Raw genomic sequence first — 24782 nt, 5'->3', positions numbered from 1 at the left:
GGAATAGATAAGAAAAAGGACGGAATGAAACATGGACAAGTTCTTTAAATTACGTGAGAACAATACGAATGTGCGGACAGAGATCATTGCAGGTCTTACAACATTCATTACCATGGCTTATATTCTGATCGTAAATCCGCTGACGTTAACAGCTGGCGGCGCTACAGGCATGGACTTCAATGCGGTCTTTATTGCAACCGCATTGGGGGCCGGTCTGGTTACGATTTTGATGGGCCTGTTTGTTAACTATCCGATTGCACTGGCACCGGGTATGGGGTTAAATGCATACTTTGCCGCTGTTATTATGAGCTCAGGTGGGCATATTACGTGGCAGATTGGCTTAGCATCTGTTTTTATCTCAGGTATTATCTTTATTATTCTCACGGTTACCAAAGTTCGTCAGCTCCTTCTGGAGGCGGTACCCGATGCGCTCCGTTCGGCGATTACCGTTGGGATCGGGTTGTTTATTACGATTATTGGATTTAAAACAAGTGGTCTTTTAACAGCATTCTACATTGGAAAAGATGGTGCGAAGCCGTTTAGTCATCTTGGTGCGAATGACTGGTTAATGCAGCTTGGGAACTTCATGGAAGACAAAGCAGTGCTACTTACTATAATCGGTCTTCTCATTACAAGTATTCTTATGGTTATGCGTGTGCAGGCAGCGATTCTAATTGGAATTATTGTGACAACGATTATTGGGATTCCGCTCGGAGTTACGAATCTTTCCTCTCTTCATGGTGCACACTGGATGCCAGATTTTAGTCACGTAGCATTCGGTCAACTTGACTTTGCAGGTGCGATGAATGCAGGGCTGTTAACCATTATCTTTACGTTTACATTTGTGGAGCTTTTCGATACATTTGGAACACTGACAGGTACGGCCTCGAAAGCAGGTCTGCTTGATAAACCGGATTCGAAACAGAAAATCGGGCGTGCTATGCTTGTGGATGCAGGTGGTGTAAGCCTCGGTGCACTTCTTGGTACGAGTACGATTACAGCTTTTGTGGAAAGTGCGGCAGGTGTTGGACAGGGAGGCCGTACAGGTCTGACTTCTGTTACAACGGGGATTATGTTCTTGCTGGCACTGTTCCTCGCTCCGCTGGCACTGCTTGTGCCGGGACAGGCAACCGCTCCGGCGCTGATCATTGTGGGTGTACTCATGATGGGGGCAGTTCGTAGTATTGATTGGGATGATATGGTACTGGCGATCCCAGCATTCTTTACCATCATTATGATGCCGCTAACGTATTCGATTGCGAACGGGATTTCATTCGGAATTTTGTTCTATGTCATACTGGCGTCAGCAAACCGGGTGGTAGGAGGCAAACACAAAATTCACTGGATGATGTGGCTGTTATCTTTGCTGATTCTCGTACGGTTCATCTTTACGGAGCTTAATGTATAAACAAGTTGTATATATAAAAAAGAAGCAATTTTACAAGAATTGCTTCTTTTTTTTGTGAAAAAATCGTAAAATCAGTCGTATAATCGAGACCGCGTAAGCGATCTGTATCACTCAATTGAGCAGGAGGCTATATGAAAAAAAGGATTTTATTGTTGTGCTTGTCCAGTTTTCTGGTCCCAGCTCTTCTTAGCATTATTTTTGCTGTTTCAGCTAACCTGTTGCATCGTTCTGAAATGGCACGGTTGCTGCAAGGCTCAATGTTCATTCTGATTGTGGCAGGAGGTACTCTGTTGCTCTGCCTGCTTTTTTTGCGCAGGTTTTTTACATGGATGACAAACATTATTGCATATAACCAGCCCCGTAGTGACATAGATGGCAAACAAATCCCTCGGCTTATTCGCCTCTCCCTTGATTCCATGATGCGTGAATACGTTTTATTCAGCATGATCGCATTTCTAATGAGTGCATTTTTTCTTTCCAATGTGTTATTTGATACGACAAATAAGGTGTGGTTTCTTAGCATTATTTTTGCCGGTGTTATGATGACCACATACTCTCCGTTTTATTTTTTACTTTTAGTTCAGGTTCATCAATACTTATATCGTCACGGACTTACGGTGCAGATGGAAACACGTTTTTGGGGAGTGAGTGCGGCTATCTCGATTGTGCTGGCATTAGCCGGTATATTCGTAACTACAACGATGTTTGTGTATTTGATTGCCAAAACGATTGGCTCGGTTATTACGCTGTATGATGTGCTGGAACGAGCGGGGGTTGTGATTGTTGTAATTGGTCTTCCGCTGATTATGCTGATTTGGATGATCCGACGGGTATATTTGCAGCAGTTGAACCAGCGGCAACAACAGATTCAGGCCATGTACAGACTGACGGAAAAACTGCATAGCTCTCTCCGCATCGATGAGGATGTGTTGCAAGACATCGTGACAAACGTTCGAGATGTGGTCGGTGCGAAAGAAGCTGTGCTACTCGTGTTTTCCGGTAGCAGCGAAGCCGAACCGCGCGTTATTGCGACTGGTTCTGATCGTCTACCGGATTGGCTGAATGATAGTGGAAGACATGAAGATGCGTCTCTTCTTTCTGTTCCGATTACGGCAGGTTCTATACATATGGGCTGGTTTTATGTGAGGGACAAGAAAGAAGCTCTTCAGTTTACAGAAGATGATCTGGATGTTTTGCGGAATTTCACTCGTTCACTCAGTGTGGCACTGCAAAATGTACAGTACATTGAGGAATTAAAAAAAGAACAGAAAGTCGCGGAAGAGGCCGCCGCACTAAAAAGTCAGATTCTATCTACGATGAGCCACGAACTTCGTACACCGCTGAATGCGATTATTGGCTATTCTGATATTTTACTGGATGTATGTGAAGGATCGATTTCAGAGCGTCAATTTAAGAATATTCGGCGTATTAAAGACAGTGGAATCCACCTGCTTGGGCTGATTAATGACATTCTTGATCTGTCCAAGATGGAAGCAGGCGAGATGAAAGTTAGTATTCAATCCGTTAATGTGAGTGTACTCGTTCAATTTTGTTTACAGAATGCCGCTGTGCTGTTTGGACAAAAGCCGATTGTTTTTTCGATTGAAGGCGATGAAGATGTATGGTTGTATACGGACGAGCAGAAGTTGAAGCAAATCGTGATGAATCTGTTATCCAATGCGGTTAAATTTACAGAGCAAGGTTCGGTTGTTCTTCGTATAATGAAAGAAGACAACCATATTGTGTTAACAGTAGAGGATACAGGGATTGGAATTGCTCCGGAGAATATAGGATTGATTTTTCAACCGTTTAAACAGATTGACGGATCGCTTAACCGTAAATACAAAGGGACCGGACTCGGATTGTCTATCGTAGAACGTCTTGTTCGTCTGCTTGAAGGAAGTATCCAGGTGGAAAGTGTGCAGGGCGAAGGGACATGTTTTACAGTACAGCTTCCGAGTAAATATGAAAGCTTGATGGAGGATGAAAAAAGAGAGGGAGATGCAGCGGTATGAGCATGTATTCAGTAGCTTCTGAATTGGACTGTGAAAAGTTAGATGTGACAAAATCAACAATTTTGATCGTTGATGATGAAGAATACAATCTCGATGTGCTGGAGCAGATGCTGACGATAAAAGGCTACCAGGTATTATGCGCGGACTCAGGGCAGGAAGCGCTCGCGAGAATTGAGCAGGAAGAGATCGATCTTGTACTGCTTGATGTGATGATGCCTGGTATGGACGGGTATGATGTTTTAAAAGCCATTAAGGGGATAGAGGGGGGTTATTTGCCAGTTATTATGGTAACGGCTCTGGATGGGAAAGAAGATAAACTTCGGGCGTTAGAAGAAGGAAGCGACGATTTTCTGAATAAGCCGATTGACCGATATGAGTTATATGCGAGAGTGTACACACTGTTGAGAACACGCCATTATCATCGACAGATTGTACATGCGAATCAGCGATTGGAAGAAGAGGTAGCACGTCGTACGAAGGAATTAGAAGAGACGTTGACCAAGCTTGAGAGTAGCAACCGTAAGATTGTTGAGCATTTGTCTGCGGCAGCTGAATTCAAAGATCCGGAAACCGCTGCACATATTCAGCGAATCAGCCACTATTGCGGTGTGCTGGCGCGTGCGACTGGGATGAGCCCGGAGGAAGTGGAGATGATGGTGCAGGCAAGTCCGATGCATGACATCGGAAAAATTGGTGTGCCCGATCATATTTTGCTAAAGCCGGGCAAATTGACGGATGAAGAATTTGAGAAGATGAAAGAGCATACGGTAATCGGTCACAAAATTCTGCACGGTTCTGAATCGCCACTTCTTAAGTTGGCTAGTGAGATTGCCATCGCTCACCATGAGAAGTATGACGGGACCGGATACCCGAACGGTTTGTCCGGCGAAGAAATACCGCTTTCCGGGCGCATTGTAGCGGTGATTGATGTATTTGATGCGCTCACAAGCCGCCGTCCGTATAAAGAGGCGTTTTCAAATGAAACAGCATATCAGATCATTCGGGAGGGAAGCGGAAAGCATTTTGATCCGGAAATTGTTCAGTTGTTTTTTGCTAATATTTCGGAAATTGTTTGTATTCAGCAGAAGTATCAAGATTAAGGGCTAGTGGTTTGATAAAGTGTAGAGGTGGGAGCTGGGAAGAGAGAAGCGCGTTACTTTATTATACGTCACAGGGAAGCTGTGACTGTCCGCTCCAGAAGCCAGATGGACTGCCCGCAAAATAAGGCCGAAGAAGTGTTTCGACGAGGAATTGCGGGCAAAATGCCGTCCATCTGTCTCCTTCCGCTGGGGTGACGTATAAAAGCGTTCCTTCGCTTCTCTCTTCCCCGCTCCCAAACACACTTTATTTCTCTGCTCCTTAGATGAACTCACTGATCTACAAGATTAAATTCGACTGAGGAGCGATGGCAATGAAGAGATATGAGACAAAACCGGATCAATATACAAACACACAAAATGAAGAGAATACGATTCTCCCAATACTTGAAGAGGCTCAACGGATTGAAGGAAGTGGACCTAGAAAGAAAATAATATGGAGTGCTATGCCTAAAGGTACTAAATACTTTGCTTTTTTTATTATCTTTGTGATGCTAATATTTACACTTTTACTGATTATATCAGTGCTAAAATAGCAAGCCTGTTGATGATTGGACATGAGGTAGAAGACCGGGCATAAGAAAAAACTTCATGAATTCTGGCTTATCAAAGAAGTGTATATCAAATAAAAAGGGACTGATCCGCAGGTTGGATCAGTCCCTTTTCGTGTTGTTCTAAAAAGAACTGTTTTTATGGTGTGTTGGAACGAGCGGTGCAAAAGTTGCTTCGGGAGAGGGGAGGAGAAAAATCAAAGGAACAACTGTACGCACCTGCCCAGCGGAGGAAGGGAGGTAGACGGGCTTTTGCCCGCAAGCAGCGGAGCGGATCATCGTGGGCTTGTTTTGCGGGCAAGTCTGCCGGACTTCTGGAGCGGCCAGTTTACGCGTCTTTGAGGTGTGTACCCATGTGACGTGAGTTTTCTCCTCCCCTCTCCCGCCACCGTACTTTGCCAACCGCTCTTTTTTCTTCCCTAAAAATAGGCAAACGTCCAAACCACCTGCCCGTCCAGTACATAGAATGTACCATGTCAAGGGAAACAACATCCCTGCAGAGCACGAAAACGCGCTCTGAATACAAAGAAAGGGTGAATCAAATGAGTTGTGGATCTGGAGGAAGCTTTAGCGGAGAGATTGGTATGATTCTGGTTCTGTTCATTCTGCTTGTAATCATTGCATGCGCTTGCGAATGTTAGGCATAGCTAGCCTAAACCAATCTAATATGCTCTGCATAACGTAGTAGACGAGTGCTAGCGGAGGCTGACACTTTGTACTCTCTTGGAGAAAGGAGTGGCATCCATGAGCTTTTTCGGTGGAGATGGCGAGATTGGTGTAATCCTTGTGCTGTTCATCCTTCTCGTAATCATTGCATGCGCATGTAACTGATTTGACATCGGTCTATGTGTTTCATGAAGAAAGGAGGGGACTGCATGGGCTTCTTCAACGGTAACGATGAACTGGGTGTAATTCTCGTACTCTTCATCCTGCTTGTAATCATCGCATGCGCTTGCGATTAAATAAATGGTACCCCCATAAACCAGAAAACCAGCCGATAAGCTGGTTTTCTGGTTTTTTCCTGTATAATTATCTTGTCGATCAAACAAAATAAAAGAAAGATAGCTATAATCGAATGTTAGAAAACAATAACAGTATAATGTTCGGAAATAAGGTTGACTTCCACATGCCGCCTTGTTAAACTAAAAGCGACCAGTAGAAAGTGAATCTAGGGTTCCGTGGCAGTAAGCCGTACGGTCCGAGCGATTCAGGCGCACGCGGCGTGCGCTACACCGTAGGGATAAAAGCCCAGGCGGTAGGTTTCTCACCACCATAGGGGAAATCTACCGTCTGGGCTTTTTTATTTTGTATTTTTTGGAGGGAAACAGCGCTATGACTCAACCGCTTGTGGGTGTCATTATGGGAAGCACATCCGATTGGGAGACGATGAAAGAAGCGTGTGACATTTTGGAGGAACTTGGCGTTCCATTTGAAAAGAAAGTTGTATCCGCACATCGTACGCCGGACCTTATGTTTTCGTATGCAGAACAGGCTGTAGAACGTGGCTTAGAAGTGATTATTGCCGGAGCGGGCGGCGCGGCGCATCTGCCGGGTATGGTTGCATCCAAAACCGCACTTCCTGTAATTGGTGTTCCCGTTAAATCTTCAACGTTGAATGGACTTGATTCGCTTCTGTCCATTGTACAGATGCCGGGTGGCGTTCCGGTTGCGACAGTAGCAATCGGCAAGGCTGGTGCGATCAATGCGGGACTGTTAGCCGCACAAATGCTTGGAAATAAATATCCGGCGATTCGTCAGGCATTCATGGAGCGCCGGGAACGTGTAAAGCAGACCGTACTGGAGGCGAGTGACCTGTGAGTGCGGAGCGGAATGTAATCCGACCAGGTGCTACGATTGGCGTGCTGGGCGGTGGACAGCTTGGACGGATGCTGGCGCTTGCAGGACGCGCCTCTGGCTATCGATTTATCACGCTTGATCCAACAGAAGATTCACCATGCAGTCAGGTGTGTGACCGACAAATTCTTGCCGGATATGACGATGTAGATGGCGCGATGGATCTCGCACAGGCAAGTGACGTGATTACGTACGAATTCGAGAATGTGGACGCGCAGGTAGCGGCCATTCTGGAAGATCAGTCGTATGTGCCGCAGGGCAGTCAGCTTTTGCGAATCACACAGAATCGGATCGATGAGAAGCTGACACTCGAATCATTCGACATTCCGGTAGCACCGTTCCGCATCATTGCTAATGCAGACGAAGCGGAGCGTGCGATTGAACAACTTGGGTTGCCTGCTGTGATGAAGACCGCGACAGGTGGTTATGATGGCAAAGGACAAGCGGTAATTCGAAAAGCAGGCGAAGCGGCACAAGCCTATCAGGAGCTTCAGAAGAGCGGAGCCGATATCATTATTGAAAAGTTCGTCCCATTTGTGAAAGAAGTATCCGTCATTGCGGCACGCAGTGTATCAGGAGAAGTGGCAACGTTTCCGGTAAGTGAAAACGTTCATCGGGAGAACATTCTTCATCTCTCGATTGTACCGGCTCGGATAAGCGATGAGACCGCGCAGAAAGCGGAAGTGGTAGCCCGTACGATTGCGGAAAAGCTAGATGTACGGGGACTGATCGCCGTTGAGATGTTTGTAACAGAAGACGGTGGCATTATCGTCAACGAATTGGCACCACGTCCGCACAATTCCGGTCACTATACGATGGACGCGTGTGTAACCTCTCAGTTCGAGCAGCACATTCGTGCCATTTGCGATCTGCCACTTGGTGCAACTCGGCTTCTGACGCCAGTTGTCATGGTGAACATTCTAGGTGAGCATCTAGCGCCTATTCTTGATAAAATAGATACGTTTCCAGCTACAGCTAAACTTCATTTATATGGTAAACAGGACAGTAAGCCGAAACGGAAGATGGGGCATATAAACGTACTGGCTGATTCAGTAGAGGAAGCACTGACCATAATTGAACAAATGAAAATCTGGGAGTAAAAAAAGGAGGAATACACATGATTGAACGCTACACCCGTCCGGAAATGGCGTCCATCTGGACAGAAGAAAACAAATTCAAAGCCTGGCTTGAGGTAGAAATCCTCGCTTGCGAAGCATGGTCAGAACTTGGCGTAATTCCAAAGGAAGATGTCGAAAAACTGTGGAAAAACGCCAGCTTCAACGTTGATCGCATTTACGAAATCGAGCAGGAGACACGCCACGACGTTGTTGCATTCACGCGTGCCGTCTCTGAAACGATCGAAGGCGATGAGAAAAAATGGGTACACTATGGATTAACTTCAACAGACGTAGTGGATACCGCGCTTTCATACTTACTGCGTCAGGCGAATGAAATCATCGAGCAAGATCTTGTTCGTTTTGTGGACATCCTGAAAGAAAAAGCGCAGGAACATAAGCACACTGTTATGATGGGCCGCACACATGGCGTGCATGCTGAGCCGACAACATTCGGTTTGAAAATGGCGCTCTGGTATGAAGAAATGAAACGTAACCTGGAGCGCTTCCGCAAGGCGAAACAAACAATTGCTTTCGGTAAAATCTCCGGCGCAGTTGGTACGTATGCGAATATTGATCCGTTCGTTGAGAAATATGTGTGCGAAAAGCTCGGTCTGCAAGCTGCTCCGATTTCTACACAAACGTTGCAGCGTGATCGTCATGCCGAATACATGGGCACACTGGCACTCATCGCAACATCCATCGAGAAGTTCGCTGTTGAAATCCGCGGCTTGCAAAAAAGTGAAACACGTGAAGTAGAAGAAGCGTTCGCAAAAGGCCAAAAAGGCTCATCCGCTATGCCGCATAAGCGCAATCCGATCGGCAGCGAGAACATGGCTGGCTTAGCCCGTGTTATTCGCGGACACATGCTGACATCATATGAGAACGTGCCGCTCTGGCATGAACGTGACATTTCACATTCATCTGCGGAACGGATCATTCTGCCGGATGCAACGCAACTCATTAATTATATGCTTAACCGTTTCGGCAACATCGTGAAAAACCTGACTGTGTTCCCAGAAAACATGAAGCGCAACATGGAGCGCACATTCGGTCTGATTTACTCGCAACGCGTACTGCTTAAACTGATCGATAAAGGCTTAAGCCGTGAAGAAGCATACGATACTGTGCAGCGCCGTGCGATGCAATCGTGGGAAGAACAACGTTCCTTCCGTGAGATCATCGAATCGGATGAAAAAGTAAAGGGTCTGCTTACTGAAGAAGACATTGCAGACTGCTTCAACTATAACTGGCATTTAAAACATGTCGATACGATTTTTGAACGTCTAGGTTTGTAAGCGAGAAGAGGAGAGAAAGAATGATATTTCTCCCTCTCCCTTCTTTATTTCGGTTTTACGACTCGAAAGGAAGCGAGATACGATGGAAAAGCTCGAAATGCTGTATGAAGGAAAAGCAAAGCGCATTTATGCTACAGATGAGCCTGGTGTGTTCTGGGTGGAGTACAAAGATGATGCAACTGCGTTTAACGGAGAAAAACGCGCGACCATTATGGGTAAAGGCGAGCTGAATAACCGAATTACATCGATTTTTTTCCGTATGCTAAAAGAAAAAGGCATTGAAAATCACTTCATTAAGGAATTGTCACCGACAGAGCAATTAGTGAAGAAAGTAGAAATCGTACCGCTTGAAGTTGTAACACGTAATGTAGCAGCCGGCTCGCTTGCTAAACGCCTCGGTATGGAAGAAGGAACGGTTCTTCCGCAGCCAGTTGTTGAATTTTATTACAAAGATGATGCACTCGGTGATCCGCTCGTGAATGATTCACACATTGATGTACTTGGTATTGCAAGCGCAGAAGAACGTGCCCGTCTTCGTGAGATGGCACTTGCGGTGAACGAAGTGCTCGTTTCTTATATGAAAGAACGCAAAGTAACACTCGTTGATTTCAAGCTAGAATTCGGACGTCTTGAAGATGGAACATTGCTGCTGGCGGATGAGATTTCACCAGACACATGCCGTTTCTGGGATGCTGATACAAACGAGAAGCTTGATAAAGACCGTTTCCGCCGTGACCTCGGCAATGTAGAAGATGCTTACAAGGAAATTTTAAAACGTATTGGGGGAGAAACGCATGTTTAAAGCTACTGTATATGTCACGCTCAAAGAATCAGTTCTCGATCCGCAAGGCAGTGCGGTAAAAGGTTCACTTCATTCCCTTGGTTTCGATGAAGTACGCGATGTTCGCATTGGTAAATACATGGAAGTGGAATTAAACGTTGACAGCCGTCAGGCAGCGGAAGAGCGTCTCACTGAGATGTGTGAGAAACTTCTGGCGAATACAGTGATCGAAGACTATCGCTTCGAGATGGTGGAGGCATAAACGATGAAATGTGCAGTCCTTGTATTTCCGGGTTCGAACTGTGACATTGATATGTACAAAGCAGTAGAAGATTGCCTAGGTGAGCCGGTCGAATACGTATGGCACGCAGAGAGCAACCTCGATGAGTTTGACTGCATTCTTCTGCCGGGTGGATTCTCGTATGGCGACTACTTGCGTCCGGGTGCGATGGCGAGCATGGCGCGTGTTATGGCTAGCGTGAAAGAAGCAGCAGCCAAAGGCAAGCTTGTTATGGGTGTGTGTAATGGATTCCAGGTGTTAACAGAAGCAGGTCTTCTACAGGGTGCATTGCGCCGCAATCAGAGCCTCAAATTCCGTTGTGAGATGGTTGACCTCCGTGTGGAAAACAATGATACGGTGTTTACAGCAGAGTATGCAGCGGGTGAGATCATTCAGATTCCAATCGCGCATGGTGACGGCAATTACTACTGTGACGAGACAACACTTGCAGACATGGAACAAAACAATCAAATCGTATTCCGTTATGCGGGCGCGAACCCGAACGGATCGATTGACAATATTGCAGGCATTATCAACAAAGAAGGCAACGTGCTTGGCATGATGCCACACCCGGAACGTGCTGTTCATGAATGGCTCGGTTCCGCAGACGGAAAGCGCATGTTTACTTCGATCTTACAGAGCTGGAGGGACAAGAACGGTGTCACACAAAGAGCCTAATCCGCAGCAGATTGCTGATGAAAAAATCTACCGTGAAATGGGTTTGACAGATGAGGAATTTGCTCAGGTTGTCAAAATAATCGGAAGACAGCCGAATTATACCGAAACGGGTCTGTTTAGTGTTATGTGGTCGGAGCACTGTAGCTATAAGAACTCTAAGCCAGTTCTTCGTCGCTTCCCGACATCTGGCCCACACGTTCTACAAGGTCCGGGCGAGGGTGCAGGTATTATCGACATTGGCGATAATCAGGCGGTTGTGTTTAAAGTAGAAAGTCATAACCACCCATCTGCAATTGAGCCATACCAAGGTGCGGCAACAGGTGTAGGCGGGATCATTCGTGATGTTTTCTCAATGGGTGCACGTCCAATCGCGATGCTCAACTCACTGCGTTTTGGCGAATTAGAAACACCGCGCATGAAATATTTGTTTGAAAACGTAGTAGCGGGTATCGCAGGCTACGGTAACTGCATGGGGATTCCGACAGTAGGCGGGGAAGTTGTATTTGACCCGTGCTATGATGGCAATCCGCTCGTAAATGCAATGTGTGTCGGTTTAATCAACCACGATCAGATTCAAAAAGGTGTCGCTAAAGGCGTAGGCAACCCGGTTATGTACGTGGGAGCTGCAACTGGACGCGATGGAATTCACGGTGCAACATTCGCATCCGAGGAGTTAAGCGAAGATTCCGAAGCAAAACGTCCGGCTGTTCAAGTTGGTGACCCGTTCATGGAAAAACTGTTGCTCGAAGCATGTCTGGAATTGATTGAGACAGGTGCGGTAGCGGGCATTCAGGATATGGGTGCGGCTGGTCTTACCTCTTCTAGTGCGGAGATGGCAAGTAAAGCAGGCAACGGCATTGAGCTGAATCTTGACCTTGTACCACAGCGCGAGAAAGGTATGACACCATACGAGATGATGCTGTCTGAATCGCAAGAACGTATGCTTGTCGTTGTGCACGAAGGACGCGAAGCAGAAGTTGAAAAGATTTTTGAAAAATGGGGTCTGCATTCCGTTGTGATCGGTCGGGTAACGGATGATGGCAAACTTCGTCTCCTTCACAAAGGAGAAGTAGCAGCAGAAGTACCGGTAGATAGTCTGGCAGAAGACGCACCGGTTTATCATAAACCATCTGCAGAGCCAGCTTACTATGCGGCAAATGCAGACGTAGATACAACGGCATTGGCTGAACCAGCTGATTATACAGCAGCACTCAAACAAGTGCTTGGTGCGCCAACTGTTGCGAGCAAGGAATGGGTATACAATCAGTACGATTACATGGTACGGACGAACACAGCAGTCGTACCGGGCTCTGATGCGGCTGTAGTCGCGATTCGCGGCACGCGCAAAGCATTGGCAATGAGCATCGACTGTAATGGACGCTACGTGTACCTGGACCCAGAAGTGGGCGGTGCGATTGCGGTGGCGGAAGCGGCACGCAACGTTGTATGCTCCGGTGCTGAACCACTTGGAGTAACGGATTGTCTTAACTTCGGGAATCCAGAGAAGCCGGAGATTTTCTGGCAGTTCGAAAAAGCGGTGGATGGCATGGCAGAAGCGTGCCGTGTGCTGAGTGCGCCAGTTATCGGCGGGAACGTAAGTCTGTACAACGAAACAAACGGAGAAGCTGTCTATCCGACTCCTGTAGTTGGTCTGGTAGGTCTTATCCGTGATGTTGATCATATTACAACTCAGGCATTCAAGAACGAAGGCGATGTAATCGTTCTGTTGGGTGAAACAAAAGCAGAACTAGGCGGTTCGGAATACCAGAAACAAATGAATGGTACCATTAGTGGCCGTCCGCCAGTGATTGATCTGGCTGTTGAGAAGAAACTGCAAGATACTGTGCTCGATGCGATTCGCAATGGACACGTATCGTCTGCACATGACCTTGCCGAAGGCGGTCTGGTAACGGCACTTGTGGAATCTGCCGCTCCAGGACTTGGTGTACAGGTAGACTGGACAAGCGATCTGCGTGCAGACGTAGCACTGTTCAGCGAATCGCAATCCCGTGTTTTGCTTAGTGTGAAGAAAGAAAATGTAGATGCAGTGAAAGCAGTCGCAGAAGCTAATGGCACACCGTTTGCCGTCATCGGAACCGTTGGAACTGATGCAGTGAATATAAAAGTAAACGGTCGAGAAGTGATCAATACGCCGCTCGCTGAATTGAAAGCGGCCTGGAAGGATGCGATCGGATGTCTGATGGCATGAAGTTCGAACACGACGACCTGTGGGATAAATTAAATGAAGAGTGCGGAGTTTTCGGGGTGTACAATCACCCTGATGCTCCACAAATTACGTACTATGGCATTCATGCCCTGCAACACCGTGGCCAGGAAAGTGCGGGTATCTGTGCATCGAATGGCGAGGTGTTCTCGTATCATCGTGGGATGGGGCTTGTAACCGAAGCGTTTAACGGTGGCCAGCTAAAAGATATTCACGGAAAAATGGCAATCGGCCATGTTCGTTATACAACGGCAGGCGAGAGCAAAATCGAGAATGCCCAGCCGCTCGTATTCAAATATACAGATGGCAATCTTGCACTGGCCCATAACGGAAATCTCGTTAATGCCGATCAAGTACGTCATCAACTGGAACGTCAAGGTTCTATTTTTCAAACAACGAGCGATACAGAAGTAATCGCCCATCTGATTGCCCGTTCTGGATATGAGATTGAAGGGGCGGTACGCCATGCACTCGGCATGATTAAAGGGGCGTATGCGCTGCTTGTCATGACGGAGAAGAAACTGATCGTGGCACTTGATCCGAACGGCCTGCGCCCGCTCGTGCTTGGTCGCATGGGAGACGGTGGCTATGTTGTTTCATCTGAAACGTGCGCATTTGACACTGTAGGCGCGGAAGTCATCCGTGATGTAGAGCCAGGTGAGATGATTATTATTGACGAGAACGGTTTGCGTTCTGAGCGATTTGCCGGACAGGCACAGCGTGCGACTTGTTCGTTTGAATACATTTATTTCGCTCGTCCAGATAGCGACATTGGTGGGATTAACGTTCACCTAGCACGCAAGGAGCTGGGTCGCCAGTTGTTCCGCGAAGCGCCGGTCGTCGAAGCTGACATCGTAACGGGTGTACCGGATTCAAGTACGTCGGCGGCGATTGGTTATGCAGAAGCAGCGGGTTTACCGTATGAGCTTGGTCTGATCAAAAATCGCTATGTAGGTCGGACATTTATCCAGCCAACGCAAGAAATGCGTGCGCGTGGCGTGCGCATGAAGCTGAGTGCGGTTCGCAAAGTTGTTGAAGGCAAGCGGGTTGTGATGATTGATGACTCTATCGTACGCGGGACAACAAGTGGACGAATTGTCTCTATGCTTCGAGAAGCAGGCGCCAAAGAAGTACATGTGCGTATCAGTTCCCCACCGGTTAAAAACCCATGTTTCTATGGGATTGATACGTCCAGTCGGGAAGAGCTAATCGCGGCGATAAAATCCCTCGAGGAAATCCGCGAGATGATTGGAGCCGATTCTCTTTATTTCCTGTCACCAGAAGGCATGATTGATGCGATTGGACAAGAGGATAGCGCACCGAATCGCGGCCACTGTCTGGCTTGCTTTACGGGTCAGTACCCGACTGAGATTTATGAAGATACGAAAAACTGCGTGCACAAGTGAGGGAGAGAGAACATGAGTGAGGCATACAAACAGGCTGGTGTAGATATTGACGCTGGCAATGAAGCGGTTGAACGGATGAAAAAACACGTGAAGCGCACATTCCGCCCGGAAGTTCTAACAGACTTGGGCGGATTCGGTGCCTTGTTTGGCCTCGATACAGCCAAATACAAGAAGCCGGTTCTCGTCTCTGGAACAGACGGTGTAGGCACAAAGCTAAAAATTGCGTTCGGTATGGATCGACATGATACGATCGGCATCGATGCGGTGGCAATGTGCGTGAATGACATTGTGGTACAAGGAGCCGAGCCGCTGTTTTTCCTCGATTACCTCGCATGCGGCAAAGTTGTGCCAGAGCGAATTGAAGCGATTGTAAAAGGCATCGCGGATGGTTGTGAACAGTCTGGCTGTGCACTCATTGGTGGTGAAACTGCTGAGATGCCAGGAATGTATGAAGAATCCGAGTATGACATTGCAGGCTTTAGTGTGGGTGTCGTTGATGCAGATCGGATTATTGACGGTAAACGTATTGCACCAGGCGATGTAATCATTGGCATGGCATCAAGCGGTGTGCATAGCAACGGGTTCTCGCTTGTGCGCAACGTGCTGCTTGAAAAAGCAGGGATTTCTCTGCAGGATGAAGTCGCAGAACTCGGTGGTAAGCTAGGGGATACATTGCTGACTCCAACACGACTGTATGTGAAGTCTTGCCTGTCTTTGATGGACAGCGTAGACGTAAAAGGATTTGTTCACATTACTGGCGGCGGTTTTTATGACAACATTCCGCGCGTGCTTCCAGAAGGAACGTCAGCAGAGATTGCCTACGGTTCATGGCCGATTCTGCCTATCTTTGATTTGATCGAGCAAAAAGGTAGCGTATCGAAGCCAGATATGTTCCGTACCTTTAACATGGGCATCGGCATGATTGCCGTTGTGAAAGAGGAAGACGCTGCTGAAGCGATGCGTGTATTGGCAGAAGCAGGTGAGCAAGCTTTCCAAATTGGCCGTATTATTTCTGGCAATCAGGACGTTCAGTTTGGCGGGGTGAGCTGGTAATGAAGCTTGCAGTATTTGCATCCGGTAGTGGCTCTAACTTTGGAGCCATTATGGAAGCGATTGAGAATGGAACGATCACAGGTGCGGACATTGTCCTGCTTGTTTGCGATAAACCGGGGGCATATGTGCTCGAACGTGCAGCACAGTATGGCATTCCAACCTTCGTCTTTCAGGCGAAGGAATATCCCGATAAGGTTGCATTTGAAACAGAAATTTTGCGTCGTCTTGAAGAAGCGGGTGTAGAGCGTATCATTCTTGCTGGCTACATGCGCTTGATTGGCGAGACGTTGCTTCGGGCATACGGCGGACGGATGATTAATCTGCATCCGTCCCTTCTGCCGTCTTTTTCAGGCAAGGATGCAATTGGACAGGCGTTCCGTTATGGGGTTAAAGTGACCGGGATTACGGTTCATTTCGTCGATGAAGGAATGGACACCGGGCCGATTATTGCCCAGCGGACGGTAGAGGTACAGCAGGGGGATACAGAAGAAACGTTGGCGGCACGCATTCATGCAGAAGAGCATCTGCTTTTGCCAGAAGTGGTGCAGTTGCTTGTCAACAATCGAGTGCAGCTGGACGGACGTCGGGTTGAAATTATCGCCTAATTTTTTAATGATAACGAGGAGTGAACGAGAGTGAGCGTAAAACGCGCATTAATCAGCGTATCGGATAAAACAGGAATTGTAGAATTCGCAAAAGAATTGTCCAAGCTTGGCGTAGAAATCATCTCTACAGGCGGCACAGCAACCATGCTGCAAAAAGAAGGCGTAGACGTAATCGGTATCTCCGAAGTAACGGGATTCCCGGAAATTCTTGATGGTCGTCTGAAAACACTCGATCCGCATATCCATGGTGGTTTGCTTGCAGTGCGTGACGATGAGAAGCACATGCAGCAAATTGGCGAGCACAACATTACGCCGATCGATCTCGTTGTTGTAAATCTGTATCCATTCAAAGAAACGATCAGCAAGCCGGATGTAGAATTTGCCGAAGCAATCGAAAACATTGACATCGGTGGCCCGACAATGCTTCGTTCCGCAGCGAAAAACCACAAGTTTGTCGGCGTAGTTGTCGATGCGGCGGATTATGGCAAAGTCGTAGCTGAACTGAAAGAAGGCGGCGCACTGTCCGATGAGACAAAACGCAAGCTTGCGGCTAAAGTATTCCGTCATACAGCTGCATACGATGCACTTATCTCTCAATATCTTACGGCTCAAGTGGGCGAAGAGATGGCGGAAACATACACGGTTACATTTGAAAAAGTACAAGACCTCCGCTACGGCGAAAATCCGCATCAGGCAGCTGCATTCTACCGTGAGCCGCTTGCTGGTACAGGCAACATCGCGACAGCGAAACAGCTACATGGTAAAGAGCTTTCTTATAACAACATTAACGATGGCAATGCGGCACTGAATATCGTAAAAGAATTCGATCAGCCAGCCGTTGTAGCTGTGAAACATACAAACCCGTGCGGCGTGGGCATCGGTGAAACGATCTATGCTGCATTCCGCAAAGCATATGAATCCGATCCGGTTTCGATCTTTGGCGGCATCATTGCAGCTAATCGTCCGATCGATAAACAAACAGCTCTGGAACTGAAAGAAATCTTCCTTGAGATTATTATGGCTCCATCGTTTACTGATGAAGCGCTTGAAATATTGAAAGAAAAGAAAAACTTGCGTCTGCTTGAACTGGGTGAAGTTGTGCGCAAAGAAAAAGGCGACTGGAAGCTGGCAAGCGTAGAAGGTGGCGTTCTCATTCAAACTGAAGATACAAAACGTATCACAGCAGCGGACCTCGAAGTTGTAACAGACCGCAAACCGACTGACGCAGAAGTTGAACAAATGCTGTTTGGCTGGAATGTTGTTAAGCATGTTAAATCAAATGCAATCGTGCTCGTAAAAGACAGCTCGACAGTTGGGGTTGGCGCAGGCCAGATGAATCGTGTTGGCTCGGCACGTATTGCCATTGAGCAAGCAGGCGAGAAGGCAAAAGGCAGCATCCTGGCGTCTGATGCATTCTTCCCGATGCCAGATACACTCGAAGAAGCAGCAAAAGCCGGCATCACAGCGATTATTCAGCCGGGTGGCTCGATTCGTGATGAAGACTCGATCAAAGCAGCGAACGAACACGGCATTGCGATGGTATTCACGAAAGTACGTCATTTTAAACACTAATTCCAGGGAGGAAGCCTGTATATGAAGGTACTCGTTGTAGGAAGCGGCGGCCGGGAGCATGCGCTTGTCTGGAAGCTTCAGCAAAGCCCGAGCGTAGAGAAAGTGTATTGTGCGCCGGGTAACGCAGGTATTGCACAGATGGCAGAGTGTGCACCGATTGGCGTGAATGATTTTGCGGCACTCATTGCGTTTGCCAAACAAGAAGAAATCGAGTTGACAGTTATCGGTCCAGAAGATCCACTACTTGCGGGCATCGTGGATGCGTTCGAAGAAGCTGGATTGAAAGTATTTGGTCCGAATCGTCTGGCAGCGATGATGGAAGGTAGTAAAAAATTCGCCAAAGACTTAATGTTGAAATACGGGATTCCGACAGGTGGCTACCAGTCATTTACGGACTATGAACAGGCACGTGCTTACGTACGGGAACAGGGAGCACCGATCGTTATTAAAGCGGACGGGCTTGCAGCAGGCAAAGGTGTCGTCGTGGCGATGACACTGGAAGAAGCAGAGGATGCACTTCACTCGATGATGGTCGAAGATACATTCGCTGGTGCGGGTGCGCGTGTTGTAGTCGAAGAATATTTGACCGGAGAAGAGATGACCATTCTTGCGTTTGTAGATGGTGAGACCGTGATTCCGATGGTACCATCACAAGACCATAAGCCGGCATTTGACGATGATAAAGGACCAAACACAGGCGGGATGGGTACATATTCTCCTGTACCGCATATGGACGCAGCAATCGTGCAGCAGGCGATTGATACGATTGTTCTTCCGACTGCTAAAGCAATGGTGCAGGAAGGAATTTCGTTCCGGGGCATTCTGTACACTGGCCTGATGATGACCGAGCAAGGTCCGAAGGTCATTGAGTATAATGCACGCTTTGGAGACCCGGAAACCCAGGTCGTTTTGCCTCGTCTTGCTAGTGATCTGGCGGAGATTTTCCTCGCTGTCGCAGAAGGACGTCTCGCAGAGATGGAAGAGGTAAAATGGAAAGATGATGCAGCGGTGTGTGTCATCATGGCATCAGAAGGCTACCCTGGTCCGTATCCAAAAGGACGTGTAATTACAGGACTGCCGGAACCGACAAAAGACGTTATCGTATTCCATGCAGGAACAGCAGAAAAAGACGGTCAGATCGTGACAAACGGTGGCCGTGTGCTTGGGATAACCGCGCTCGGGTCTGACTTGCATGAAGCGAAACGCAAAGCATATGAAACAATTAAAGGCATCTCCTTTGAAGGTGCGCACTATCGTACTGATATTGCAGCAAAAGCGCTGCGCCGCGCAGAGAGCCGTTCATAACTACACAATATACGAAGAAGCCGCTACGACTTGTAGCGGCTTCTTGCTTTACTGTTGAATTTTGACCAGGCATATACAACAACCGCAACAGAAGCGACAACAGCTATAATCACATACGCATTGTCACTGAACACTTCCCATGATAATCGATCCATGAATCTTCTCTCCTTAGCGCATCCGCCGCGTATATTTTCGAGGGCTGTACGAGTCTGTTTCATCCATGTCTGTATTTTTGCCCATCATATCCATAAGCGGACAATAGCGAGTAATGCCTTCTGCGACCTTCATTCCAAAAATCATTGCGAGAAGCAGGGGAGCTGTTCGGTGTGGATGTCGAATGATTTTAGCTGTACTGTATGCGAGTCCAGCTGTTCCGATGGTGATCCGAATAAGTGCATCAAGGGTACCTATATTTTTCTTCATGTCGACTCCCTCCTTTGTTTTTATGATGCAGCAAATGGACGGTAATATGCTTGATATATGGAGGGAAATATTACATAAACATTTAGATAATTACATCATGTGATGATTTACCATTGTAATGCTTTACAATACTAAAATATGTTTTTTTATAAATAAAAATAGTATTACTCTAGACGAATTCAGAATAATATTGTAGAATGTTTTCAGAATAATATATGTATTTTTAATAGTTTTGCTGGTAACACAATTGTGCATAGAACTAATAGAACAAAGGTTTAACAGCAAAACAAACTATTTCATCACACAATGATTTTTACAAATTTTTTAGGGGGTCAGATTATGGACAAACGAAAAGCACTTGGGATTGCGATGTCACTCATGCTTTCAGCAGGCGTAGTAGCAGGTTGCGGTGGCGGAGCGAAGGAGACGGGAGCTGGCGCAGACAAAAAACCGGCAGGCGGCAGTGGCGATACGATCAAGATTGGGGAAAATCTTGAACTTTCTGGCGGCGTAGCGTCATATGGGCAGTCACTGAGCGAAGGGCTTGAACTTGCACTTGAAGAAATCAACAAAGAAGGCGTTAACGGCAAGAAATTTGAAGTTGTAAAAGTGGACAACAAGTCTGACCCGGCAGAAGCAACAGCTGGCGCACTCAAGCTGATTAGTCAGAATAAAGTTGTCACACTTGTTGGTGCAGCTACAAGTACAAGTACACTGTCTCAAGTGCAAATCGCGGAGAAAAATAAAATTCCGCTCATAACACCAACTGGAACAAACCCGGATATTACATCCAAAGCTGGTAAAGTAAATGACTTCGTATTCCGTACATGCTTCATCGATCCGTTCCAAGGTACGGTAGCAGCCAACTTTGCATCTAAGGAATTAAAGTCAAAAAACGCGGCAATCTTTACTGAAACATCAAGCGATTATTCGAAAGGATTGGCAAAAGCGTTTGAAGAGTCATACACCAAAAACGGCGGAAAAGTAGCAGCGAAAGAAGCTTACGTAAAAGGTGATACCGATTTCCGTGCGACGCTGACACGCATTAAGGCAGCGAATCCAGATTTCGTATTTTTGCCGGGCTATTATGAAGAAGTAGGTCTTATTGTGAAGCAGGCACGTGAGATTGGTTTGAATGTTCCATTCATGGGTGGCGATGGTTGGGATTCTCCGAAGCTCATTGAGATTGCTGGTGCGAAAGCACTGAACAATACATACATCACGAATCACTACTCTGTAGAAGATAAAGACCCGAAAGTACAAAAATTCGTCAGTGCATTTAAAGCGAAATACAAAGACAAAGCTCCAGATGGCTTCGCAGCGCTTGGCTATGACACTGGATACCTTCTCGCTGATGCCATTAAGCGTGCGGGCGATGTAGATCCAGTGAAGATTAAGGAAGCGCTTGCAAGCACGAAAGATCTTGAACTCGTATCTGGCAAAATCACAATTGATGCACAACACAATCCGATTAAATCTGCAGCCATCCTTGAGTACAAAGACGGCAAGCAAACCTTCAAAATGAAAGTAAATCCGTAATAGATCATGTAACAACATAGGCAAGATGAATGGTGGGACATCTGTCCCGCCATTCCATCTTTATAAGGGACATTATCGCGTTATAGTAGTAAAGTGTTTGTCAAAGGGAGTGGCCATATGGAATTTATTCAGCAGCTTGTGAACGGTATATCGCTCGGCAGTATTTATGCGCTGATCGCGCTTGGCTACACGATGGTATACGGCATTATTAAACTTATTAACTTTGCTCACGGTGATATATTCATGATTGGTGCGTTTATTGGCTTCTACGCCATTACCGTGCTGAAAATTAGTTTTTTCCCGGCATTGCTGATCTCGATGACAGCATGTGCGATATTTGGTGTTACGATTGAACGTATCGCGTATAAGCCACTTCGGAATGCGACGCGTATTGCGGCCCTTATTACCGCAATTGGTGTATCATTGCTGATCGAATATGGAACGATCTATGTGCGAGGAGCTCAACCAGAAGCGTATCCGAGCACGGTGCTTCCGTCCACTGAATTCAAGTTTCTCGGAGCTACAATCAACAGCCAGTCGTTATTGATTCTTGGTGTATCGCTTGGGCTAATGATTCTGCTTCAATTTATCGTTCACAAAACGAAAATTGGAAAAGCGATGCGGGCGGTATCGTATGATACAGAAGCAGCTCGTTTGATGGGGATTAATGTTGACAATACGATCTCTGCGACCTTTGCGATCGGTTCAGCGCTTGCCGGGGCAGCAGGTGTTATCTTTGGGATTTATTATATAAAAATTGAGCCGCTGATGGGGATTATCCCCGGTCTAAAAGCATTCGTTGCAGCTGTTCTTGGCGGGATTGGTATTATCCCGGGTGCGATGGTTGGGGGGCTGTTGCTTGGCGTGATTGAAGCGATGGTTAGTGCACTTGGCTACTCGCTCTGGCGGGATGGCGTAGCATTCGTTGTGCTGATCCTGATCCTCATCTTTAGACCGTCGGGCCTGTTCGGTAAAAACATGAGAGAGAAAGTATAGGGAGGCGAAATACAACGATGAAGCAGACAAAGGGCTTTTGGCTTTCTATAGTTGGTGCGCTCGCCCTGTACGCAGTGATCCAGTTTTTGATTATGAGTGGAGCGCTCAATGATTTTTATCAGAATATGCTGATCACGATTGTGATTAATATCATTCTGGCAGTAAGTCTGCATTTGATCATTGGCATTACGGGCCAATTCTCGATTGGACATGCTGGTTTTCTTGCGGTTGGGGCGTATGCGTCAGCGATTGCGACCATGAACTTTAACGTTCCGTTCATAGCAGCCCTTCCGATTGGCGGGATTGCCGCAGCGATTGCCGGATTGATCATCGGAATTCCAAGCTTGCGTCTGCGCGGTGACTACCTGGCGATTGCCACGCTTGGTTTTGGTGAGATTGTGCGGATCGTCATGTTGAACATTGATTATGTTGGCGGTGCGAGTGGCATGATGGTCAACAGCATGACGGACTGGACGACAGCGACCGCATGCCTGATTATTACGCTCGTCGTCATTGTGAACTTTACGAATTCCACACATGGACGTGCATGTATCTCGATTCGCGAGAATGAGATCGCAGCGGATGCGATGGGAATTAATACGACCTATTATAAGGTAGCGGCATTTGCGATTGGTGCGTTCTTCGCGGGTATCGCAGGCGGGTTGTATGCACATAACTTCTACATCATTCAGCCGTCTACCTTCGGTTTTTTGAAGTCGTTTGATATTTTGATTTTTGTTGTACTTGGCGGGCTCGGCAGTATGTCTGGTGCGGTCATTGCCGCCGTGTTGTTGACGATTGTCTCAACGCTCCTGCAGGATTACCCGGAGACACGGATGATTATTTACAGCCTTGTGCTCATTATTATGATGATTTATCGTCCACAGGGCTTACTCGGTACGAAAGAATTGACGCAGCTATTCAAAAAGCGCGCGACAGTAGGAGGGAAGCCGAATGGCAACAAACACACCGCTGCTTAACGTTGATGGCGTCGGCATCCAGTTCGGCGGCTTAAAAGCTGTATCCAGCGTTAACGCCTATTTAAACCAGGGAGAACTTGTGGGCCTTATCGGTCCGAATGGTGCCGGAAAAACTACATTTTTTAACTTGTTGACAGGTGTATACGTGCCAACAGAAGGGGTGATCTCTCTAAATGGAGAGAAGCTGAACGGAAATGCGCCCTACCAGATTACACGCAAAGGCATCAGCCGAACATTCCAGAACATTCGTCTGTTTGGTGAACTGTCTGTATTAGATAACGTAAAAGTTGCGTATCATTCCCAATCCAAGCATTCCATGTTCAGTTCCATTTTGCGCCTGCCCGCACACTTTTCCGGTGAGAAGGAAATGGAAGAGAAGGCGATCAGTTTCTTGAAGATTTTTGATCTGGATCGCCTAAAAGATGAGCAGGCGAAAAATCTGCCGTACGGTCAGCAGCGTCGTTTAGAGATTGCGCGTGCGTTAGCCGCTAATCCAAAAATTCTGTTGCTTGATGAGCCGGCAGCCGGGATGAACCCGCAGGAGACGAAACAGCTCATGGAGCTGATTGCGTTTATCCGCAAAGAGTTCAATCTCACAATTCTATTAATCGAGCATGATATGCCGCTTGTAATGGGTGTGTGTGAACGCATCTATGTGCTTGATCACGGTCAGTTGATTGCCCAGGGTACGCCGGAAGAAGTGCGGAACAATCCAAAGGTAATCGAAGCGTATCTCGGCGAGGAGGTTTCCTGATATGTTAAAAGTAAACGGCATCGATGTATTCTACGGCAACATCCAGGCGCTTCATGGTGTATCGCTTGAGATTAACCAGGGTGAGATTGTGACGTTGATTGGGGCAAATGGTGCAGGCAAAAGCACGCTGCTCAAAGCAATCTCCGGTCTCTTGAAGCCAAAGCAGGGCGATATTGTATATGAAGGTACATCAATCTCAGGCCGGGCAGCTCAGGCGATTGTGAAAGAAGGAATCTCTCATGTTCCAGAAGGTCGCCGTGTGTTTGCAAACATGACGGTGGAAGAGAATCTGGAACTTGGTGCATTCTTGCGCAAGGACAAAGACGGTATCCGGCAGGATTTCGCGAAAGTGTACGAGTTGTTCCCACGCTTACTCGAACGGAAAAAGCAGTTGTCCGGTACATTGTCAGGTGGAGAGCAGCAAATGCTTGCGATGGGTCGTGCGCTGATGGCACGCCCGAAACTGCTGTTGCTCGATGAGCCATCTATGGGTCTTGCTCCGTTACTGGTGAAGACGATATTCCGCATTATCGAAGAGATTAATCAGGCGGGCACTACCGTTCTGCTGGTAGAACAGAATGCTAATATGGCATTGTCAATTGCTGATCGGGCATACGTAATCGAGACGGGACGGGTTGTGCTGTCTGGTACAGCGGAAGAGTTAAATGCGAGCGATCAGATTAAGATGGCGTATTTAGGTGGCCACTAAAATAGGGATAGCGAAAGTCTCCTGTTCTACTATGTGAACAGGAGACTTTTTTATTGTCGGGATATGGATGTTCATAAAAATTAGTATCTGGTCATAATATCTGGTGATATAATAATTGTAAAATGAAACAGGAGGGACG

At 47.1% G+C, this 24782-nt stretch carries 24 protein-coding genes; 22 read left to right on the top strand and 2 right to left on the bottom strand.

The window, feature by feature from the left end; translation table 11 throughout:
- Positions 1 to 31: 31 nt before the first annotated feature.
- The 17 genes from CB4_RS20425 (at position 32) to purD (ending at position 19242) form a co-directional block, all read left to right on the top strand.
- Positions 32 to 1408, top strand: coding sequence for an NCS2 family permease (locus CB4_RS20425; RefSeq protein ID WP_096467516.1), 1377 nt, complete (start codon positions 32 to 34; stop codon positions 1406 to 1408).
- Positions 1409 to 1737: 329 nt separating this feature from the next.
- Complete coding sequence (locus CB4_RS20420; protein WP_231956095.1) at positions 1738 to 3423, top strand: sensor histidine kinase; 1686 nt, start codon at positions 1738 to 1740, stop codon at positions 3421 to 3423.
- The gene (locus tag CB4_RS20415; protein ID WP_197703129.1) at positions 3420 to 4523 is read left to right on the top strand and encodes a response regulator; all 1104 of its coding nucleotides are present in this window, start codon (positions 3420 to 3422) and stop codon (positions 4521 to 4523) included. Before CB4_RS20420 ends, CB4_RS20415 begins: the two co-directional genes overlap by 4 nt.
- 311 nt (positions 4524 to 4834) lie before the next feature.
- The gene (locus tag CB4_RS20410; RefSeq protein ID WP_096467514.1) at positions 4835 to 5056 is read left to right on the top strand and encodes a hypothetical protein; all 222 of its coding nucleotides are present in this window, start codon (positions 4835 to 4837) and stop codon (positions 5054 to 5056) included.
- Between the two features lie 869 nt (positions 5057 to 5925).
- Positions 5926 to 6033: a sporulation protein YjcZ gene (locus CB4_RS21785; protein WP_231956094.1), complete on the top strand. Its 108-nt coding sequence runs from the start codon at positions 5926 to 5928 to the stop codon at positions 6031 to 6033.
- Between the two features lie 370 nt (positions 6034 to 6403).
- The gene (gene purE, locus CB4_RS20400; RefSeq protein WP_096467512.1) at positions 6404 to 6889 is read left to right on the top strand and encodes a 5-(carboxyamino)imidazole ribonucleotide mutase; all 486 of its coding nucleotides are present in this window, start codon (positions 6404 to 6406) and stop codon (positions 6887 to 6889) included.
- Positions 6886 to 8025 (top strand): 5-(carboxyamino)imidazole ribonucleotide synthase, encoded by a 1140-nt coding sequence (gene purK, locus CB4_RS20395; protein ID WP_096467511.1) that lies wholly within the window; start codon positions 6886 to 6888, stop codon positions 8023 to 8025. The genes purE and purK overlap by 4 nt, the downstream gene beginning before the upstream one ends.
- 17 nt (positions 8026 to 8042) lie before the next feature.
- Positions 8043 to 9338 (top strand): adenylosuccinate lyase, encoded by a 1296-nt coding sequence (purB, locus tag CB4_RS20390; protein WP_096467510.1) that lies wholly within the window; start codon positions 8043 to 8045, stop codon positions 9336 to 9338.
- A gap of 82 nt (positions 9339 to 9420) precedes the next feature.
- Positions 9421 to 10140, top strand: a complete 720-nt coding sequence (purC, locus tag CB4_RS20385) for a phosphoribosylaminoimidazolesuccinocarboxamide synthase (RefSeq protein WP_096467509.1) — start codon at positions 9421 to 9423, stop codon at positions 10138 to 10140.
- Positions 10133 to 10381: a phosphoribosylformylglycinamidine synthase subunit PurS gene (gene purS, locus CB4_RS20380; RefSeq protein WP_096467508.1), complete on the top strand. Its 249-nt coding sequence runs from the start codon at positions 10133 to 10135 to the stop codon at positions 10379 to 10381. The genes purC and purS overlap by 8 nt, the downstream gene beginning before the upstream one ends.
- Before the next feature lie 3 nt (positions 10382 to 10384).
- Positions 10385 to 11077 carry a phosphoribosylformylglycinamidine synthase subunit PurQ gene (gene purQ / locus CB4_RS20375; protein ID WP_096467507.1) on the top strand — a complete coding sequence of 231 codons (693 nt, stop codon included), beginning with the start codon at positions 10385 to 10387 and terminating at the stop codon, positions 11075 to 11077.
- Between the two features lie 37 nt (positions 11078 to 11114).
- Positions 11115 to 13286, top strand: a complete 2172-nt coding sequence (gene purL, locus CB4_RS20370) for a phosphoribosylformylglycinamidine synthase subunit PurL (protein WP_231956285.1) — start codon at positions 11115 to 11117, stop codon at positions 13284 to 13286.
- The gene (gene purF, locus CB4_RS20365) at positions 13271 to 14707 is read left to right on the top strand and encodes an amidophosphoribosyltransferase (protein ID WP_231956093.1); all 1437 of its coding nucleotides are present in this window, start codon (positions 13271 to 13273) and stop codon (positions 14705 to 14707) included. Before purL ends, purF begins: the two co-directional genes overlap by 16 nt.
- A 12-nt stretch (positions 14708 to 14719) precedes the next feature.
- On the top strand, positions 14720 to 15760 hold the full coding sequence (purM, locus tag CB4_RS20360; RefSeq protein ID WP_096467505.1) for a phosphoribosylformylglycinamidine cyclo-ligase: 1041 nt from the start codon (positions 14720 to 14722) through the stop codon (positions 15758 to 15760).
- Positions 15760 to 16365 (top strand): phosphoribosylglycinamide formyltransferase, encoded by a 606-nt coding sequence (gene purN / locus CB4_RS20355; protein WP_096467504.1) that lies wholly within the window; start codon positions 15760 to 15762, stop codon positions 16363 to 16365. Before purM ends, purN begins: the two co-directional genes overlap by 1 nt.
- A 30-nt stretch (positions 16366 to 16395) precedes the next feature.
- Complete coding sequence (gene purH / locus CB4_RS20350; RefSeq protein WP_096467503.1) at positions 16396 to 17937, top strand: bifunctional phosphoribosylaminoimidazolecarboxamide formyltransferase/IMP cyclohydrolase; 1542 nt, start codon at positions 16396 to 16398, stop codon at positions 17935 to 17937.
- Positions 17938 to 17958: 21 nt separating this feature from the next.
- A complete protein-coding gene (gene purD / locus CB4_RS20345) occupies positions 17959 to 19242 on the top strand; it encodes a phosphoribosylamine--glycine ligase (protein WP_096467502.1) in 1284 nt (427 codons plus the stop codon).
- Between the two features lie 23 nt (positions 19243 to 19265).
- Here purD and CB4_RS21945 read toward each other — a convergent pair whose 3' ends face one another.
- Together CB4_RS21945 and CB4_RS20340 are read right to left on the bottom strand one after the other, a co-directional pair.
- Positions 19266 to 19397: an EYxxD motif small membrane protein gene (locus CB4_RS21945; protein WP_258365652.1), complete on the bottom strand. Its 132-nt coding sequence runs from the start codon at positions 19395 to 19397 to the stop codon at positions 19266 to 19268.
- A gap of 13 nt (positions 19398 to 19410) precedes the next feature.
- Positions 19411 to 19665 (bottom strand): YgaP family membrane protein, encoded by a 255-nt coding sequence (locus CB4_RS20340; RefSeq protein WP_096467501.1) that lies wholly within the window; start codon positions 19663 to 19665, stop codon positions 19411 to 19413.
- 339 nt (positions 19666 to 20004) lie between these two features.
- Here CB4_RS20340 and CB4_RS20335 point away from each other — a divergent pair, with 339 nt between their 5' ends.
- The 5 genes from CB4_RS20335 (at position 20005) to CB4_RS20315 (ending at position 24643) form a co-directional block, all read left to right on the top strand.
- Positions 20005 to 21204, top strand: a complete 1200-nt coding sequence (locus tag CB4_RS20335) for an ABC transporter substrate-binding protein (protein ID WP_096467500.1) — start codon at positions 20005 to 20007, stop codon at positions 21202 to 21204.
- A gap of 117 nt (positions 21205 to 21321) precedes the next feature.
- Entirely contained in the window at positions 21322 to 22200 is an 879-nt protein-coding gene (locus CB4_RS20330) for a branched-chain amino acid ABC transporter permease (protein ID WP_096467499.1), read from the top strand.
- A 17-nt stretch (positions 22201 to 22217) separates the two neighbouring features.
- Positions 22218 to 23180 (top strand): branched-chain amino acid ABC transporter permease, encoded by a 963-nt coding sequence (locus CB4_RS20325; protein WP_096467498.1) that lies wholly within the window; start codon positions 22218 to 22220, stop codon positions 23178 to 23180.
- Positions 23155 to 23934, top strand: a complete 780-nt coding sequence (locus CB4_RS20320) for an ABC transporter ATP-binding protein (RefSeq protein WP_096467497.1) — start codon at positions 23155 to 23157, stop codon at positions 23932 to 23934. The genes CB4_RS20325 and CB4_RS20320 overlap by 26 nt, the downstream gene beginning before the upstream one ends.
- Position 23935: 1 nt before the next feature.
- Positions 23936 to 24643, top strand: a complete 708-nt coding sequence (locus tag CB4_RS20315; RefSeq protein WP_096467496.1) for an ABC transporter ATP-binding protein — start codon at positions 23936 to 23938, stop codon at positions 24641 to 24643.
- Positions 24644 to 24782: the final 139 nt, after the last annotated feature.

This window comes from Aneurinibacillus soli (assembly GCF_002355375.1).
GTDB classification, from domain to species: Bacteria; Bacillota; Bacilli; order Aneurinibacillales; family Aneurinibacillaceae; genus Aneurinibacillus; species Aneurinibacillus soli.
This window is presented reverse-complemented; position numbering and strand designations above follow the sequence as displayed.

Excerpts from the sequence above, each read along its gene's own strand:
- CB4_RS20425 (WP_096467516.1), top strand. The coding sequence starts at position 32 with ATGGACAAGTTCTTTAAATTACGTGAGAACAATACGAATGTGCGGACA.
- CB4_RS20420 (WP_231956095.1), top strand. The coding sequence starts at position 1,738 with ATGACAAACATTATTGCATATAACCAGCCCCGTAGTGACATAGATGGC.
- CB4_RS20415 (WP_197703129.1), top strand. The coding sequence starts at position 3,420 with ATGAGCATGTATTCAGTAGCTTCTGAATTGGACTGTGAAAAGTTAGAT.
- CB4_RS20410 (WP_096467514.1), top strand. The coding sequence starts at position 4,835 with ATGAAGAGATATGAGACAAAACCGGATCAATATACAAACACACAAAAT.
- CB4_RS21785 (WP_231956094.1), top strand. The coding sequence starts at position 5,926 with ATGAAGAAAGGAGGGGACTGCATGGGCTTCTTCAACGGTAACGATGAA.
- purE (WP_096467512.1), top strand. The coding sequence starts at position 6,404 with ATGACTCAACCGCTTGTGGGTGTCATTATGGGAAGCACATCCGATTGG.
- purB (WP_096467510.1), top strand. The coding sequence starts at position 8,043 with ATGATTGAACGCTACACCCGTCCGGAAATGGCGTCCATCTGGACAGAA.
- purC (WP_096467509.1), top strand. The coding sequence starts at position 9,421 with ATGGAAAAGCTCGAAATGCTGTATGAAGGAAAAGCAAAGCGCATTTAT.
- purS (WP_096467508.1), top strand. The coding sequence starts at position 10,133 with ATGTTTAAAGCTACTGTATATGTCACGCTCAAAGAATCAGTTCTCGAT.
- purQ (WP_096467507.1), top strand. The coding sequence starts at position 10,385 with ATGAAATGTGCAGTCCTTGTATTTCCGGGTTCGAACTGTGACATTGAT.
- purL (WP_231956285.1), top strand. The coding sequence starts at position 11,115 with ATGGGTTTGACAGATGAGGAATTTGCTCAGGTTGTCAAAATAATCGGA.
- purF (WP_231956093.1), top strand. The coding sequence starts at position 13,271 with ATGTCTGATGGCATGAAGTTCGAACACGACGACCTGTGGGATAAATTA.
- purM (WP_096467505.1), top strand. The coding sequence starts at position 14,720 with ATGAGTGAGGCATACAAACAGGCTGGTGTAGATATTGACGCTGGCAAT.
- purN (WP_096467504.1), top strand. The coding sequence starts at position 15,760 with ATGAAGCTTGCAGTATTTGCATCCGGTAGTGGCTCTAACTTTGGAGCC.
- purD (WP_096467502.1), top strand. The coding sequence starts at position 17,959 with ATGAAGGTACTCGTTGTAGGAAGCGGCGGCCGGGAGCATGCGCTTGTC.
- CB4_RS21945 (WP_258365652.1), bottom strand. The coding sequence starts at position 19,397 with ATGGATCGATTATCATGGGAAGTGTTCAGTGACAATGCGTATGTGATT.
- CB4_RS20340 (WP_096467501.1), bottom strand. The coding sequence starts at position 19,665 with ATGAAGAAAAATATAGGTACCCTTGATGCACTTATTCGGATCACCATC.
- CB4_RS20335 (WP_096467500.1), top strand. The coding sequence starts at position 20,005 with ATGGACAAACGAAAAGCACTTGGGATTGCGATGTCACTCATGCTTTCA.
- CB4_RS20330 (WP_096467499.1), top strand. The coding sequence starts at position 21,322 with ATGGAATTTATTCAGCAGCTTGTGAACGGTATATCGCTCGGCAGTATT.
- CB4_RS20325 (WP_096467498.1), top strand. The coding sequence starts at position 22,218 with ATGAAGCAGACAAAGGGCTTTTGGCTTTCTATAGTTGGTGCGCTCGCC.
- CB4_RS20320 (WP_096467497.1), top strand. The coding sequence starts at position 23,155 with ATGGCAACAAACACACCGCTGCTTAACGTTGATGGCGTCGGCATCCAG.
- CB4_RS20315 (WP_096467496.1), top strand. The coding sequence starts at position 23,936 with ATGTTAAAAGTAAACGGCATCGATGTATTCTACGGCAACATCCAGGCG.